The following is a 14,721-nucleotide window of genomic DNA, read 5'->3' as shown; positions in this document are numbered from 1 at the left end:
TATTTTACATAGAGCTTAGAACAAAATTATAAAAAAACACGCCCAAAATGGACGTGTTACGATTGGAATATTTAACCAATCAACATTCACATTATTTCAAACATCAGATGATTTTAATGCAGTATTTAAAAAGCTATAATTATTAATTCTAGTTTAAGAGGTAGCCGACTATTTAGCTACCTCTTGCTTTTTATAACATGCAATACTTTAGATTACTTTTACCATTAAAACATTTCACTGTTTAAACAAGTGCCAGTGCTGCATTTGCTTGTTGAGCCGCTTTATAAATCTTTCTGTTTAATCGATCTAACTCACTTGGATTATTTGCATCCACTTGGCCAAAATAAACATGTTGTTCGATTGTCTTGCCTTGATCCAAAGCACCGCCAATTCCACGAGCTTTTTCGTCTTGTGAAAGTGGTGTGACTGTAGTCTTGCCATTTTTTGCTGTTAATAATTCAGGACCAGCTTCGCCAACGATTGCTTGTCCATTAATCATATGACCGCCTTCAGCAAGATATGGAATTTTCGCAATGCTAAATCCTTTGCCACCAACGCCAGGTACCCATTTTGGTATTTTGATATTGTTTAAACCACCTAAAAAACCATTGATTAGAGTAATCATGGCATTGATTGGGGCTTTAGCTACTGCAACAATCCCATCGAAAATACCACCGAAAATATCAACAATACCTTGCCACGCTCTTGACCAATCACCTGTAAACACTCCTGTAACGAAATCTATGATGCCGCCAAAAATTCTTGTAATCGCGTTGACGTAATCACTAATGATTTTTACAGCACCATCCATAGCGCCGCCAATAAAGCCTGTGATGAAATCAAAAGTAGACTTTGTCGTATCTGCTAAAACTTTGAATACACCAACCACTATATCTTTGATCACATTGAAGGACGTATTGATAAAATCTCTAAACCAGTCTACTTTGTTGTAAGCAATCACAATTCCAGCAACAAAAGCAGCTAGTGCAGCAATCACTATTCCAATAGGCGAAGCTAAAAATGCTATCACAGGAATTAAACCACTAATTGAACTGGCAAAACTTCCCAAAACAACTAGCACTGGACCAATAGCTGCAAGTAGTAAACCAATTACTACGACAGTTTTTCTCGTACCTTCATCCATTCCGTTTAGTTTTTCATTCATTTTTCCCATGAATTCAGCAAGTTTTTGCACAGCTGGTACCATTGCTTCGATAATAATCTGTCCAAAAGGTATCAATGCATCGTTAAGTTTATGCTGTGCTAAAATCATTTTAGACATCGGATTACCAGATTCACCGCCAATTTCATCTAATTTACCACCAGCTTGATCTAATGCTTTCGTCATTTCTTCAACGTTAAAACGACCACCTTTAATAGCATCTCCTAAATCGTTACCAGCTTTTGTTCCAAAAATTTCGGCAGCATCAGCTGCTGGATTAGTAGATTCTTCTATCTTCTTCATAGCTTTTGGGAATTCTTCTAGGGGAACTTTTCCTTCTTTAGCCCACGTACCAATTGCTTTTTTCATACCGGCAAAAGCTGTTTCAGTATTTACACCTGCTTTCTCCCAAGTAGCAAAAATTGCAATAGCTGATTTTGTATCAAATCCTAAAGCCCTCATCGGAGCACCATATTTAGTTAAGTTCTCAGCGAGTTTATCAACTTCAATACCAGATTTTTTACTAGCGACTGTTAATAAATCTAATACTTCGCCATATTTATTTGTTTCAATACCAGCGTCTCCCATTGCACGAGATACTTTCTCAATTGCGTTCGGTGCATCCACATCGTTTACACGGGCGAAAGTCAAGAACTTTGTTGTCATATCTTCTGCTGCTTTTCCACTTACGTCAAACCGTTGCGTTACGGTTCCCAAGGCATCCGCTAGTTCTCCAGAGCTCTTCGCACTGTTTCTATACAAGTTTCTAAGGGACTCTTTTAGCTTGTCAGCTTCTTCACCAGTCTTACCAGTTTGGTTAATTAGTTTCGCTTGAGAAGCTCTCATATCCTCATATGCTTTAACTGATGCCGCTTTTGCAGCCATGATAGGTGCTGTGATTCCTACTGATAATTTAGTACCGACTCCTTTTATCTTTTCACCAGCTTTTTCAATTGTTTGAATTTTTTTTGCTGTTTCAACAGAAATATCACCTTGTTTCTTTAGTTCTTTGTTCGTAGATTCTAAAGAAGTTTTCAAACTTTGTTCCCCTGATTCAGAATCAAGTAATTGTTTGTATAGTTTTTGAGATTCGTCAGAATACCTTCCAGTTTCTGCTACAGACTTTTCAAATTCTTCTCTCAACATTTGAGATCGCGTAGAAGCTAGTTCTAACTGCTTCTCTAATTTCTGCTTTGTAGCAGTTAATTTTTCTGTTTGAGTAGCATTTTTATCCATCGCGCCCAATTGATTTTTATATTCTGCAGCCGATATATTCATTTCTTTATTGATAGCTTTAATAGTTTTTGTATAAGATACTTCGCCGTTAGTTTTGAATCGCAAGACTACGTCAGAAATTTTCTCACTCATATTCTCACCTTCCTCTTATAATTAATTTAATGTTTTGGGCAATTAATTCACTCTCATTAAGAACTTTACTTATGCGTTCAGTTAGATCATTAAATTTTTTTTCGTCGCCTATTTCGTATATACTGATATTTTCTACAACTATCTGCATTGCTTTAATACGAAGTTCAATAATTTTTATTAATTTACTCGAAATGATAAGCATCTCTTTCCCTCTAACATCTTTTAAATTGTGCTTGATCCTGTTCTGTAATGTTGCGAGTTCTTCAATACCATCGTTCATACTTTGCTCAATAATAGTGCTATGCTGATTTGTAGAAAAACATGTGATCCATCTTTGTTTCCAAATCATATTCGATTTATAGATGTATTGTTCTAAGTTTTTTAGTGCAACTATTGATTTATTCAAATATTTCACCCCCCTTCAAAGACTCACATAATTTTTTTTACTATTACTTCTAGTTTTAATGCAAATTAAATCATTATTATTCTTGACTGTTTTTTTTACTAATTCTTCGCTGATACAGTTTCGTTCCGCTGTTAGATAGATTGGACTGCCGTTAATATATTGATCAAAGAAAATATCTTTCCGTTTCTTCCACTTGTTATATCGTTTAACTGCTAAATGGATTGATTTAGGATACCGTTCTTTGTGCCTGCGAACCGACTTAGCAAATTTATCAGCATAATTGACAGTCATATCAATCATGATTGACCACCACGCATTTTTCTAAATTCAACCAAACGATTATTGGTCGTTGGTTCATCTTTTTTAGCTTCTTCTTTTTTCTTAGCATTTTCACTTGCTAAAGGATCAACATAATCAAGGCCACCGCTTTTCATATCAAGCCCTAGTTGGTTTAACAACTTAGTTTTTTTCTCACTCCAAACTTCAACTTGTTGGGCCAAAGGATGCTTAATTTCGTTTCTTGAATTGTTTTTGTTTGTGTGAACTTTTGTGGATTTAAAACCACTGTCTTTCCACTCTAAATACTTGATATGATAGACTTCACACGCATCCAGATACATTTCAATCAAAGGGTTCAAAGCAGGCGTGAACTTTCCTAATGATTTTAATATTTCTATGATACGTTTTCGCTCAAAATCCTTATGTTCTAAGGCTTCATCTAGGATTTTTTGTTTCTTACTTTTACGTCCAGCCATTTTTACCCCCCTTTCTTTTTTTGAAAATGCTCTGTAGGTGTCTAAAGAGGTCCCCCTACCCTATCCCCATGAAAAAAAATTTAAATTAATTTCAGAGGGGGGCTTAAAAATAATCTGCGGGATTATAAAAATTGTTTCGTATTCAATTTGAACATTGCAGTTTCAAATGGACCAAAGATTAATTTCCCATCTGTAATTTCATAGACAGAAACACCAATCTTATTTTCTTTTGTAAACAACTCATTTAATCTCTCTACCTCAATAGTTTCTAAAACATCTTGAATATGGAAATAAGAAAAATCTCCAAAGTACATGACTGGAACTGCTGGATCCTTTTCATCAATCTGATCTGTTACTTCAACAGGATAATTGAATAGTTTAAATGCAAAATCATTATTTCCAGATTCTTTAAATATTGGATTTCCACTTTCGTCTAATAAAGATTCTACTTGCGTTTGTGCAGCCCGATTAATGAGCCAGGTGGCTTTCTTACGCATTGGGGTAGGTAAAGCATTCTTCGCCTCTACTAAATACTTATAGAGACTGCCTGTTAACGTGGCAGGCACAAAAGTAATCCCCTTACTATTTAATGAATAAGAATTATCAGATGAGTGAATAAACCAGTCCACTTCTTTTCTAACAATCGCTTTTCCTAATTCTTCTACTAAAATCTTTTCAATATCAAAATCTGACATGTTTTCTAATTTATGCGTAAACTTAGCCATGCCATCAATTTCAATAGGTTCTAACCATACTACTTCTACAGATGTATCTGTTTCTGGTGTTTGATTCGTTTCATCTCTTTCTGTTAATACGATATTTGCTTCTGCTTTTTGAACGAGCATAGAAATCCCTTTTTTACCTTTTTGTCTGTATACCTGCCCTAACTTACGAACTGGGTTATTTTCTTGTGCATATGAAATAATTTGTTGGGAAAGTTTTTTTGTTAGTAATACCTTTCCGTTATTTACAACGACACCTAGACTTCTTACTTCATCAATAGACAAGTTCCCTGTTAAATAATTTGCTAGTCCTCTTAAACTTTGTTTTTCTTGATTCATTTTTCTCACCTTCTTTTTTGTATTTTTTCTTTTGGGCTGTTTTTCTGTATCCATTGCACGCTTAATTTTTTGTAGTACTTGCTTTCGCTTAATATCCGTTAATTTCTTTGAATTTTGCTGAAAAGAATTTACTTTAGAAGCAGTACGAAATTCTCTTGCTCTTTTTTTTCCAATCATTTGTTCAATCGTTGCCATAGTTAAATACCTTCCTTTTTCATTAATTTGTTGTTTTCAGTAATTGTATGAATTCCTACTCTTTCTCTGTCTACACGCTTTCCTGTTTCATCCCAATAACACCCATTACGATACAATACATCATCATTGAAGACTCTTTCCAGATACATATTTGTGGTAGAAATTTCATTATTCACTTGTTTAACTAAGCGAGTATACTCTTCGGCTTTTGAAGTGTACTGGTTGTAATGCTTTTCCGCTTCTTTTTGGATAGTTTGTAGTTCTTTTAGCTGCTCGTTTCTTGCCTGTTCCATTTCTTGAATGATTTTATCTAACGAAACCTCATTTTTTACAGATGAATTTTTTAAAATTGTCAATTTTTCCTGATGCACCTTCAATTGCGCACGTAATTGCGTTAATTCGGCTTCAATACTTTCAGTCGTCCTTTTTTTACTAAATAAACGTTTTGGCTTTAAAGCACTCAATACAGAGGTGTTATGCTCTTTCGTTAAAAGATTAATTTGATTTTCTAGATTCATACATTCTTGTTTACATTCTTGAATAAGATTCATTTTGCGTTGTTCAATTTCTTTCATTTCTTTAATAGTCGGTACATTTAGCATAGTGTTTGCCCTCTTTCAATATTTTTTTAATTGTTTAATCTGCTTCAATATTTAGAATTTCATAGCTTTCTATACTTAGTCCATTACGAACTTTTCTTTGTTTATCTGTAAATCCGTTTATTGACACCAACAAAGATAAAACCATATTTTCTCTAATTTCGTAAAATAATTTATGTGTTCGATTAACAGCTAATATGACGTTTCCCGCATGGTTATCTTTAAATATAACGATTGTTTGGTGAATTCCTTGTTTTAATATCTTTAAAACAATCCCTCTAAGCTCTACTTGTCGCATTGTTTTGCCTCCTTTTCTATAGATGGTATTTTTATTTTTTAATTCCTGCATTAAATCGGTGAACTATACATGTATATTGGCAATTTAACTTTTCTGAAAGTTTTTTTAATGAGTACAACTTAATAAAATGCAAATACAATACTTCATAGCTTTTCTTTCCCTTTACTTGCTTAAGGTGGCTTAAGATTTCTTTTTTTGCTCTATTTTTGTTTAACTGTATCCTTTTTATTCGTTCTTGAATTTCTTGAAAGTTATCAGTTCCTTGTTCTTCAGTACTCAGCTTATTTTTCAATACACTTAATCGAACACTCCAATTACGATATCTGTATAAATAATCTTTTTTTCTTTTGTACAAAGGATCCATTTAATTAATACCCTAGCAATTCGTCTTCTAAAGGTTTATAGGTGACACAATAGGTATATTCATTATCGGCATAAATAAAGTGGGTACTTTTAATGGATTCAATTTCTTCCTCTTCAAAAAAATTATTAATCTGCTCCTGCAGCTTTCTTTCGCTAGGTTCTGAAATAATTTTTGTTTTGAACATATTACTCCTCCTCAAATTTTTCTTGAAACTCTATGATACGCATTATTTCCGCGTGTTTGTTCTTAATGTATTGATAACTATAGCCTGTTTCATCAGCAATCGATTCTAACGTTAAGCCTTCCACATATTTCAATTTTAAAATCTTTTGATTCAAACCGCTGAACTTATCAATGAGTTCAATAATTTCCTCACGTTCTTTTTCAAGTTGCTCTACTCGCTGATTCAATTCTTGAATGGATTTCTTAAGGACGTTCTTCTCTTTTTCGGATTGTCTACCTAATATCCGTTGATTAATCTCTACAGACAACCGTATTTCTTCTAATTCGCTCTCAATGGCAACAACTGATGTTTTTCTATTAATGATTTTCCACCTCTTTTACGCTTTTTTTAGAAAACCGACAAATAAATTGTCGGTGCCGACAATTAAAAAAATGACATGTCGGTTTCTCTATCCATTGTGACTCTAAGGCTCATCAATTTTAGCCGACAAACCGACAAAGTTTTGCCAAATTATTTATATATTTATTTTTATAGATAATGTAAGTAACTTTTTTATTTATCTATAATTTATTAAAATATTGTCGGTTTGTCGGTTTTAATTATAAAAACACTGTTATATCAATGGTTATAGCGACCGACAATTTGTATTTTCCTATTGTCGGTTTTTATTCATTTTGTCGGTTTGTCGCTTTTCTATAAGTGGCTGCGTTTTTGTTGTATCAACGCTAAAACTGTATCGATAATGAATGTCTAAAGATTCTAAACGAGCCATATCACGTTGATTGAAAAAAGATAATGGGGCTAGATTTTTTCGACTATATAGCCACCCGTTTTTTTCTGCAATTCCTTTAATCTCTTTAGTAAACGTATTTTGTTTCATTTGTGTTGGTTGATTTTCGTAATCGCTCCATGCTTGAAATAATTTAAATAAAAATTTCACAGGCAAGCGTTCACTTTCTAATTCTTGAAAAAGATCATCATAGAACGCTAATACTGCGCTGTTCTCTAAAATTAACTCATGGATAGCTTCTTGGCTTTCTGCTGTATCTTCAATTTCAACAAAATCCATATCAATCACTTTAGATAAGATGAATTCTAACAACCTTTTATCATGAATATACTTTTCTTTGATATTGCGATTGTTTTTTTCGCCTTTATAACTGTGATTAAATAAAATTATTCTCAATCGTCGCTGTAGACCATCGGTTATATCTTTAAATCGAGGTAATCCGTTCATTGATTGAACAACAAAAGGCGTTAATATCGTAGAAAATGGTTCTCTCCCTTTTGGATTCAATAAAACGGTATCTCCGGTAATCACACTTTTAAAATTTTCGCTTGTTCCGTTAAAATCTTTAGGATTGTTATCATCACCGACAATTAAAGAATGCCCATAAGCACTAGCAAGCTTAAAATCACTTTCAAACTCTTTTATTTTTAGACTTGAAGCATTTTGTTTACCTACTAAATTAATCAATAATTGTTGAAAAGTTGATTTCCCTGTTCTCCCTTGTTCACTGTAAAAGAAAACAGCTACTTCAGAAATATAATTCGCATTTATCGTGACCGCAAACAATTGCCATAATAATTTTTCTTTACTTGCGTTTCCATCTGATAATTCTTTAATCCATTCGCTAAAATTCCAGTCTTTAAAATCTGGTTCCTTCGCATTTGGAATATAGTTCGTATCAATTTTATTGACAAATACATACTTACTGCTAAAAGGTAGAAGTTTATGTTTTTTTCGATGATAAACACCGTTTTTTACTACAATTAAATTTTTATCGGTTGTCCGTTCTCGTTCTTCACTTTCAACTGTCAAATAATGAATAATCGTTTTACACTGGTACTCTGTTAAATTGTATTGAACTTGCATGCACAAACGATAAATAAAACGTGTGCCTTTTTGATAGATACCATTATCGAGGTCATACACCGCTAAAGGTGATAATTCTGGATTATCCTCACCAATTAGAATAAACGTGCAGTTAGCTTTTAAGATATTTGCGACCTGTCTCGGTGGTACATCGGGTATTTTAGTTATATCCCCTGTCTTCTTATCGGTTGTTGCATTTGCCAAACGCCAATTTTCACCTAGTTCAGCTAAAAGAAGATTTAATTCCTTCATTGTCTTAGGTGGCGCTTTTTTCTTTGTTTCAGCTCGTACTTTTTCTAGTTCCTCTAATTCTTTTTCAATACTCAACTAATTTTCAACTCCCTTTTACAAATGCTTAGAAATGTACTCTCCAATTCACGTTGAGCTAATGGCTCATCAAAATTTCCGTTCATAAACTGGATTAATTCCCAAGCTAATGGAATTTTCACACCATAAGCCAATAGTTGCCCTGTCGTACGAGCGATTGTGTCGTTTCTAGCCCCTGTGGTTGCGCCTAAAACTAACCGTTCTAACAAATCAGTCGTTTTAGTTCTGTATCGGTTAGAAAGGTGAGCATCTATTTTAGTAGCTTTAGACTGCTTAGGTTCATGGCGTAAAATAAAATCAATCAACCATTTTGGACTTTCAGCTATAGGGAATTTTTCTTTCATTTCATATTTTCCAAGCGTACCATCTAACCGTTTTACTTCACTAGGTGGCGCTACGACATAATTATTCGGATGTGCTTTCACATCTATCCCTTTCATAAATGCAATTTTTTGTGGCAATTGTACGCCTCGCGGTTTTAATAAATAGATATGCAAGCCATTATTTGCGGTTTGTACTATTGAAGTATCAGGAAGCTCTCCAAACGTATTTTTCAGCGTTTCTAAGCTTTCATACCCATTATTTTCTTTGTCATGAACATCAATGTCTAAAACTAAAAAACGATCTGTCACTAAACCAATATTGGCATTCGGTGTTTGATTCCACCATTTTTTTATTTGTTCAATATCTGTTGTGGCTTCTTTACTTCCCCTAGTACCTTTTAATGGTATCTTGGTAAAAGGTGTGAGTGGAAAAACCTTACAATTGTTCTTAGCATAGCTAATCGCAACATCACTATATTTTTTACTCATTATCTACCACCACACTAATCTTATTTTCAGTTAACGACAGCGTGGTAAAGTCAACCACACGTAAACAAAAATTTCTCGTTCCTTTGGTTGGTGCCTCTGCAGCTTTTTTTCTAAAAAACTCAATAGTAATCTTTTTCTCCTCGTCAGAACTATTTTTTATTGATAATAAAGAATCTTTTATAAATTGTTTAAACTCGTCTTTTTCCAACATTGTTGCGCCCTCCTTTGTTTAATTGAAAAATATGTTCATCATAATTCATAAACAGCACTACTAAAGCACTTGTAAATACTGCTAGCTTAAAAATCATAGGTAAAACAGTTGCTCCGCCTCCTATAAGAAAAGCGATCAATAATAAATTAATTTTTTTACTCATTTTCTTTTAATCTCCTGTCTATATGTGATAGAATGAGAGAAAAGAATTATAGGGAAGTTCCCTACGTTACTGCCTTTTGCTGAATTCCGCCAAGAATTTTGACAGCAAAGGCTTTTTTTCTTTTCTCTATTCATAGGTTTTACTCCGTTTCCTTCAAGCTTTGAAGTTGATTTTAAAGCCATGGAATTAAAATTGATAAATTCTTTCTTGCTTGTTCTTCTGATAAGTTCGCTATTTTATTTTGAAGAATCAACAAATCTGCATAAAGTTCAGCATTTCTTCTTTCGGATTCTTTACACTCTTTCAAAGTCATCTCTGCTTCTTCAACAATTTTACTAATCGAAAAATTTTTGTACTTCTTAGGTACCCATACTAATTTAAATATTGCTTTACCTCCTATATTTTAAAACCATTTGCGACTGACATTTGACTATGTGAAACTATGACTTCTCTATTGGCATGGTGGATTTTATAAATCATTTTCTAGAAGCCAAGCGGTCATCTGACGTTTTGAAAAAACCTGTTTACGCTCTGACAATGTCCTTCCTGTTGGCAACCCTTTTGCCAACAATTCATCTAAATATGCTTCGGAACAATTATTTAAAAACCTTCTTACTCCTACTCTTGTGTAGATTAGATCATTATCTAGTTCACTATCTTTTCTGGCTTTTTCTATCGCCTCTAGCGTCGTTTCATACACTTGTTTACTAATTGCATTCAATTGCTTTTTATTAAGCGTATGCGATACCTCAACAACAAAAGGCGATGTTTCGACTTGTTCCATTAGTTAACCCTCCTTATAAATTTTTTCATTTACCAGCCAGTCAACTAGTTTTTTGTAGACTGTTTTACGCACAGACAAGATTTTTTCATTTTCAATCTGTCCTAGCGTTTTAGATGAAATACCAATTTCATGAGATGCCTTTTCTAAAGTAATGTTTTTTCTCGCTCGGCGCTCACGTAGTTTGGCAATCATTTCTAAATCTAAATCAAACATATTCTCACTCCATTCTCTCTTTTCCCATTTTTTGGGATATTGTACTTTTATTATATTTCCCACTTTTTGGGAAGTCAAGCTTTTTTCTCATTTTTTGGGAAATATATTGATTTTCTGTCAATTTTAATGTATTCTAGCTATGAAATAGTACTTGTCGAGAAAGGGTTTTTTATATGAATAGATTAAAAAAACTTAGAAAAGAAAAAAACATCACCCTAAATGAATTAAGTGACGAACTCAAAATACCTCGATCTACCCTTAGTAGGTATGAGAATGGTGATAGCAATCCTAGTTTAGAAACATGGGAAAAAATATCGGATTTTTTTGACGTGTCTGTCGGATATTTAATTGGTTTTAGTGAACTTAGGTTTGATGCAGAAAAAGAGCTCGAAATCAGTCGGAAAATTTTTTTGGATATTTTAGAAACAAAAGAATGGGCACCAAATATGCCGTTAGAAAAATATGCCGAAAAAGCATTTAATTATTTTAATAATGAGAACCTTGACATAACTTTAAAAACTATTGTCAATAAATTTATAAACGATCATCCCAATCCTAAAAATCCTAAACTCTTAAACGAGATCAGACGGATTAACTTATATTCATCAATCGTGTTAATGTATATAGCTACAGCTAAAACAAATCATAATTTAATTGAATATGCAGTAAACAATCTCCCTAAAGATATAGACATTGATAGATATAATCACACAAGCGAAATAATTGAGGTGGATTTATCCAGTATTATTTCCGAGAAATCTACAAGTATTCCAAGTGAGCTTACTGACGCATTAACAAGTTTATCTGAAAGGTATTCTACATTAACAACATACGATTATGAAGCCGCAGTTGATGATACTTTACAATCTGAAATAAATATAATTTTAAAAGAAGCTCGAGATAAAATTTTAGAACTAAAACAAAAATATCCTGATAAATCTAGCAACGTAAAACAAACTATTATTTTAGCGCCTAAAGATGTGTATGGTTATATAGATATTCCTAAACAGCGCAAAAAATACTCTTTAGATAAATTAAAATTACCTGAAGATGTTAAAAAATTTATTATTCAAAAAACTAATGAATTGATTAAAAAAAATAAATAACATCTCTCCCCTAACATCTACATACTATTGGCGTGGTGGTAGATAGGAGAAAAAACAATGACACAAATTAACAAATATACAAAAAAAGACGGTACAACCGCCTATATGTTCAATGCTTATGTAGGACGTCACCCTAAAACTGGTAAAAACGTTTATCGTAAGCGACAAGGATTCAAAACAAAAAAACAAGCACAGATTGCGCTTGCTGACATTCTAAAAGAGATAGAAGAAAATGGATTGGATAATAAACCTTCTGTTTTTACGTTTAAGCAGCTTTACGAAAAATGGTTGGCACAGCAACGGCTAAACGTTAAACCCTCTACAATCGCCCTTAATAGACGATTTATAGAAAGGCATGTCTTACCTTATATTGGCGAATGTAAGCTTGATGAAATAACAGTAATCCAATGCCAAGACCTAGTTAATAAGTGGTTCAACCAAGGCTATAAACAATATACCTACTTCCGCAAAACAGCATCTCAAATCATGCGATATGGCGAATCTATGGAACTAATGAATAACAACCCAATGAGTAAGACCATAGTCCCTAAACGCCAAGAAGAAGAAGAAAAATTACAGTATTATACCAAACAAGAACTAACACATTTTTTTGATTGTCTAAAACAATACGGTAACTTTAAACAGTTAGCATTTTTTAGACTATTAGCCTTCACTGGTTGCCGAAAAAGTGAAATTTTATCCTTACAATGGAAAGACTTAGATACACTGAAAAAAGGTGTAACAATTGGAAAAACACTTGCGCTAGATGAATACAACAATATTCTGATTCAAACACCTAAAACATCATCTAGTACACGATCTATCAGCTTAGACAATGAAACAGTTAAAATCATGTCAAAATGGCGTACAATCCAACGAAGCGATTATTTTCAAATGGGTTTTAATACATCTAGCGAAGAACAATATATTTTCACTAACGACCGCAATGAGTTGTATTATCCACAAGTAGTTAACGATTGGCTGAACTACCTAATAAAAAAGTATAAGTTACCAAGAATTACACCACATCACTTTAGGCATACACATGCCAGTTTGTTATTGCAAGCTGGTATTCCAGTAAAAGAAGTAAGCGAAAGACTTGGGCATAAAGATGTGAAAATCACTCTTGAAATATATTCTCATGTCATGCCTGAAGAAAAAGAAAAAACAGCAGATAAATTCGCTAATTTTCTAGGTTTTTAATCTATGCACAGACAAATGCACAGACCTTTACTAATTTACAGTAAACAAAAAAGCTAGAAACCCTACGTAAATAAGGTTTCTAGTATATGTAACAGGTTTACCCTACGATACTACGAGAACAATCTGTTTTAATTTTAGAAGTCTTCACTACATCTGTCAATAGACAAAAAGAAAGTATCCCGCATAAACAATTATGCGAGATACTTTCTTTCAGTGAAACACGTCGTTCTTTTATCTATTATTTTTTTGCCGCCGATCAAGAATCATTTTTCCTAAATAATAAAGTCCTGTCGCAATAGCTATATATTGCCCAATTTTATTATTGCGTGCAACTTTTTCTTGTTTCGTTTTCGCCATTGTCCCCATCACCTTTCTAAAATAATTCTTTTTACATTTTTATTATAGTAGGTTCTGTCATTTTTTGCGAATAAACACACTTTTAAAAATAATCTTCTAAAATTGGCATGCCTTTGACTAAACGTTGGCCTAAACGTTGAACTGTCGTTGCGTCTCCTTGCAAGCGTTCATAAAAAGATAACGTTTCTGCTGAACGATAGCCCAAGAATAGTTGCGTCCACGTTTGGATATCTGCTTTCAAAGCAGCAGTCCCTTCCTTTTCCACAGCACCTTTAGTCACTGTCGCTTTTCCTTGTTCGTCAATTGTTATTGTCCAAATGCCTTCATTCCATGGCCCATAGGAATCTTCAATCTCTAAAGAATACGTTTCTTTTTCTCCTGATTGAAATGGATACTTTTCCAGAAATGTTTGTAACTCAACGATTCGTGCCATCATGTAAGGTAAAATTTTTACAGAAGCTGCTGGCGTTGGCATTAAATCATTTAAATCTTTTCCAGCAAAACCATTAATCCAATGGAACGATTGAACGGAACCACTATGTGAGCCAATAAACCCAGCTAAAGCTTTAAAAGCTGTATTAGTTAAATAGTTCCATTCTACGATTTCAAAGGTGCCAGCAGCTATCCGATAAATCACATAGCCTTCCGCTTTCCCTTCTGACGAATAATAAATCGCTTGATTATTTGGTTTACTTGCACGATTCAGCGTATAATCCAGCCACCAAGTTTCACGGATCACACCACCAGAGTGCGCTCTTTGATTTTCAAGGTATACGTCTTTAATGACCTCTTTACCGTCAGCCCAAGAAACTCGTTTAATGGTACCTGGAACTCGTTTAACACGTGGCCAATCTTCCGTTTTAATTGTATACTCTGCTTGTTCAAATGTTTGTTCATAGCCATATTGACGATAAAATGGATATGAAAACGGTGCTAAGTAAGAAAGGGCAACCTTTTGTTTCGCTAAATCAGCCAACATTTCTTTCATAATAGCAGAGATGCCGCCTTCACCACGATATTCTGGATAAGAAGCCACATAGCCAATTCCAGCCATGGGATAGCGGACACCATGGAAATTCACTTGAAAAGGTGTCGCCATCACTTGACTTGTTAATTGCTCATCAATTAGGAAGCCATAGCTTTGCGTATGTGACAACAATTTTTCAAAACGTTCTTGGCGTTCCGCCATGGGTTCCTGATTAAAAGCATAGATAACAAGATCAAACATCTCTTTCATTTCTTCTTTGCCCATTTTTTTGACTCTTTTAGTTGTCATT

Annotated in this window: 21 protein-coding genes; 2 read left to right on the top strand and 19 right to left on the bottom strand. The window is 33.7% G+C overall.

Annotated features, from left to right (window positions below; all coding sequences use genetic code 11):
* Nucleotides 1–241: 241 nt before the first annotated feature.
* From IGI63_RS13670 to IGI63_RS13590, 17 genes are all read right to left on the bottom strand, one after another.
* Nucleotides 242–2,530 (bottom strand): phage tail tape measure protein, encoded by a 2,289-nt coding sequence (locus tag IGI63_RS13670; protein WP_429975951.1) that lies wholly within the window; start codon nt 2,528–2,530, stop codon nt 242–244.
* Between the two features lie 4 nt (nt 2,531–2,534).
* Nucleotides 2,535–2,936, bottom strand: a complete 402-nt coding sequence (locus IGI63_RS13665; RefSeq protein WP_429975950.1) for a hypothetical protein — start codon at nt 2,934–2,936, stop codon at nt 2,535–2,537.
* Between the two features lie 15 nt (nt 2,937–2,951).
* Nucleotides 2,952–3,236 carry a hypothetical protein gene (locus IGI63_RS13660; RefSeq protein ID WP_429975949.1) on the bottom strand — a complete coding sequence of 95 codons (285 nt, stop codon included), beginning with the start codon at nt 3,234–3,236 and terminating at the stop codon, nt 2,952–2,954.
* The gene (locus IGI63_RS13655; protein WP_429975948.1) at nt 3,233–3,691 is read right to left on the bottom strand and encodes a P27 family phage terminase small subunit; all 459 of its coding nucleotides are present in this window, start codon (nt 3,689–3,691) and stop codon (nt 3,233–3,235) included. Before IGI63_RS13655 ends, IGI63_RS13660 begins: the two co-directional genes overlap by 4 nt.
* 122 nt (nt 3,692–3,813) lie before the next feature.
* Nucleotides 3,814–4,947 carry a phage major capsid protein gene (locus IGI63_RS13650; RefSeq protein ID WP_429975947.1) on the bottom strand — a complete coding sequence of 378 codons (1,134 nt, stop codon included), beginning with the start codon at nt 4,945–4,947 and terminating at the stop codon, nt 3,814–3,816.
* A gap of 2 nt (nt 4,948–4,949) precedes the next feature.
* The gene (locus tag IGI63_RS13645; RefSeq protein WP_429975946.1) at nt 4,950–5,549 is read right to left on the bottom strand and encodes a hypothetical protein; all 600 of its coding nucleotides are present in this window, start codon (nt 5,547–5,549) and stop codon (nt 4,950–4,952) included.
* 34 nt (nt 5,550–5,583) lie between these two features.
* Nucleotides 5,584–5,844, bottom strand: a complete 261-nt coding sequence (locus IGI63_RS13640; protein WP_429975945.1) for a hypothetical protein — start codon at nt 5,842–5,844, stop codon at nt 5,584–5,586.
* Between the two features lie 31 nt (nt 5,845–5,875).
* Nucleotides 5,876–6,136 (bottom strand): hypothetical protein, encoded by a 261-nt coding sequence (locus IGI63_RS13635; protein WP_429975944.1) that lies wholly within the window; start codon nt 6,134–6,136, stop codon nt 5,876–5,878.
* Nucleotides 6,137–6,212: 76 nt separating this feature from the next.
* The gene (locus tag IGI63_RS13630; protein WP_429975943.1) at nt 6,213–6,392 is read right to left on the bottom strand and encodes a hypothetical protein; all 180 of its coding nucleotides are present in this window, start codon (nt 6,390–6,392) and stop codon (nt 6,213–6,215) included.
* Between the two features lies 1 nt (nt 6,393).
* Nucleotides 6,394–6,699, bottom strand: coding sequence for a hypothetical protein (locus IGI63_RS13625; RefSeq protein ID WP_429975942.1), 306 nt, complete (start codon nt 6,697–6,699; stop codon nt 6,394–6,396).
* A 345-nt stretch (nt 6,700–7,044) separates the two neighbouring features.
* The gene (locus IGI63_RS13620) at nt 7,045–8,595 is read right to left on the bottom strand and encodes a DNA primase family protein (RefSeq protein WP_429975941.1); all 1,551 of its coding nucleotides are present in this window, start codon (nt 8,593–8,595) and stop codon (nt 7,045–7,047) included.
* On the bottom strand, nt 8,592–9,407 hold the full coding sequence (locus tag IGI63_RS13615) for a bifunctional DNA primase/polymerase (RefSeq protein WP_429975940.1): 816 nt from the start codon (nt 9,405–9,407) through the stop codon (nt 8,592–8,594). Before IGI63_RS13615 ends, IGI63_RS13620 begins: the two co-directional genes overlap by 4 nt.
* Complete coding sequence (locus IGI63_RS13610; protein ID WP_429975939.1) at nt 9,400–9,618, bottom strand: hypothetical protein; 219 nt, start codon at nt 9,616–9,618, stop codon at nt 9,400–9,402. The genes IGI63_RS13615 and IGI63_RS13610 overlap by 8 nt, the downstream gene beginning before the upstream one ends.
* Nucleotides 9,596–9,781 (bottom strand): hypothetical protein, encoded by a 186-nt coding sequence (locus IGI63_RS13605; protein ID WP_429975938.1) that lies wholly within the window; start codon nt 9,779–9,781, stop codon nt 9,596–9,598. The genes IGI63_RS13610 and IGI63_RS13605 overlap by 23 nt, the downstream gene beginning before the upstream one ends.
* A 172-nt stretch (nt 9,782–9,953) precedes the next feature.
* Nucleotides 9,954–10,094, bottom strand: a complete 141-nt coding sequence (locus tag IGI63_RS13600; protein ID WP_429975937.1) for a hypothetical protein — start codon at nt 10,092–10,094, stop codon at nt 9,954–9,956.
* Between the two features lie 156 nt (nt 10,095–10,250).
* Nucleotides 10,251–10,565: a hypothetical protein gene (locus IGI63_RS13595; RefSeq protein ID WP_429975936.1), complete on the bottom strand. Its 315-nt coding sequence runs from the start codon at nt 10,563–10,565 to the stop codon at nt 10,251–10,253.
* A gap of 3 nt (nt 10,566–10,568) precedes the next feature.
* Nucleotides 10,569–10,778, bottom strand: a complete 210-nt coding sequence (locus IGI63_RS13590) for a helix-turn-helix domain-containing protein (RefSeq protein WP_429975935.1) — start codon at nt 10,776–10,778, stop codon at nt 10,569–10,571.
* Between the two features lie 173 nt (nt 10,779–10,951).
* Between IGI63_RS13590 and IGI63_RS13585 the strand changes: the two genes are divergently transcribed.
* Together IGI63_RS13585 and IGI63_RS13580 are read left to right on the top strand one after the other, a co-directional pair.
* Entirely contained in the window at nt 10,952–11,884 is a 933-nt protein-coding gene (locus IGI63_RS13585) for a helix-turn-helix domain-containing protein (RefSeq protein ID WP_429975934.1), read from the top strand.
* Between the two features lie 57 nt (nt 11,885–11,941).
* On the top strand, nt 11,942–13,087 hold the full coding sequence (locus IGI63_RS13580; protein WP_429975933.1) for a tyrosine-type recombinase/integrase: 1,146 nt from the start codon (nt 11,942–11,944) through the stop codon (nt 13,085–13,087).
* Nucleotides 13,088–13,318: 231 nt separating this feature from the next.
* Here the strand turns inward: IGI63_RS13580 and IGI63_RS13575 are convergent, their stop codons facing one another.
* Together IGI63_RS13575 and IGI63_RS13570 are read right to left on the bottom strand one after the other, a co-directional pair.
* Entirely contained in the window at nt 13,319–13,444 is a 126-nt protein-coding gene (locus IGI63_RS13575) for a hypothetical protein (protein ID WP_002414508.1), read from the bottom strand.
* A gap of 82 nt (nt 13,445–13,526) precedes the next feature.
* On the bottom strand, nt 13,527–14,720 hold the full coding sequence (locus tag IGI63_RS13570; protein WP_429975932.1) for a GNAT family N-acetyltransferase: 1,194 nt from the start codon (nt 14,718–14,720) through the stop codon (nt 13,527–13,529).
* Between the last annotated feature and the right edge of the window lies 1 nt (nt 14,721).

The organism is Enterococcus sp. DIV0086, assembly GCF_050498705.1.
Lineage (GTDB): Bacteria > Bacillota > Bacilli > Lactobacillales > Enterococcaceae > Enterococcus > Enterococcus faecalis.
This window is presented reverse-complemented; position numbering and strand designations above follow the sequence as displayed.

Excerpts from the sequence above, each read along its gene's own strand:
- IGI63_RS13610 (WP_429975939.1), bottom strand. The coding sequence starts at position 9,618 with ATGTTGGAAAAAGACGAGTTTAAACAATTTATAAAAGATTCTTTATTA.
- IGI63_RS13595 (WP_429975936.1), bottom strand. The coding sequence starts at position 10,565 with ATGGAACAAGTCGAAACATCGCCTTTTGTTGTTGAGGTATCGCATACG.
- IGI63_RS13605 (WP_429975938.1), bottom strand. The coding sequence starts at position 9,781 with ATGAGTAAAAAAATTAATTTATTATTGATCGCTTTTCTTATAGGAGGC.
- IGI63_RS13580 (WP_429975933.1), top strand. The coding sequence starts at position 11,942 with ATGACACAAATTAACAAATATACAAAAAAAGACGGTACAACCGCCTAT.
- IGI63_RS13650 (WP_429975947.1), bottom strand. The coding sequence starts at position 4,947 with ATGGCAACGATTGAACAAATGATTGGAAAAAAAAGAGCAAGAGAATTT.
- IGI63_RS13615 (WP_429975940.1), bottom strand. The coding sequence starts at position 9,407 with ATGAGTAAAAAATATAGTGATGTTGCGATTAGCTATGCTAAGAACAAT.
- IGI63_RS13630 (WP_429975943.1), bottom strand. The coding sequence starts at position 6,392 with ATGTTCAAAACAAAAATTATTTCAGAACCTAGCGAAAGAAAGCTGCAG.
- IGI63_RS13670 (WP_429975951.1), bottom strand. The coding sequence starts at position 2,530 with ATGAGTGAGAAAATTTCTGACGTAGTCTTGCGATTCAAAACTAACGGC.
- IGI63_RS13660 (WP_429975949.1), bottom strand. The coding sequence starts at position 3,236 with ATGATTGATATGACTGTCAATTATGCTGATAAATTTGCTAAGTCGGTT.
- IGI63_RS13655 (WP_429975948.1), bottom strand. The coding sequence starts at position 3,691 with ATGGCTGGACGTAAAAGTAAGAAACAAAAAATCCTAGATGAAGCCTTA.
- IGI63_RS13575 (WP_002414508.1), bottom strand. The coding sequence starts at position 13,444 with ATGGCGAAAACGAAACAAGAAAAAGTTGCACGCAATAATAAAATTGGG.
- IGI63_RS13570 (WP_429975932.1), bottom strand. The coding sequence starts at position 14,720 with ATGACAACTAAAAGAGTCAAAAAAATGGGCAAAGAAGAAATGAAAGAG.
- IGI63_RS13600 (WP_429975937.1), bottom strand. The coding sequence starts at position 10,094 with ATGACTTTGAAAGAGTGTAAAGAATCCGAAAGAAGAAATGCTGAACTT.
- IGI63_RS13585 (WP_429975934.1), top strand. The coding sequence starts at position 10,952 with ATGAATAGATTAAAAAAACTTAGAAAAGAAAAAAACATCACCCTAAAT.
- IGI63_RS13640 (WP_429975945.1), bottom strand. The coding sequence starts at position 5,844 with ATGCGACAAGTAGAGCTTAGAGGGATTGTTTTAAAGATATTAAAACAA.
- IGI63_RS13645 (WP_429975946.1), bottom strand. The coding sequence starts at position 5,549 with ATGCTAAATGTACCGACTATTAAAGAAATGAAAGAAATTGAACAACGC.
- IGI63_RS13590 (WP_429975935.1), bottom strand. The coding sequence starts at position 10,778 with ATGTTTGATTTAGATTTAGAAATGATTGCCAAACTACGTGAGCGCCGA.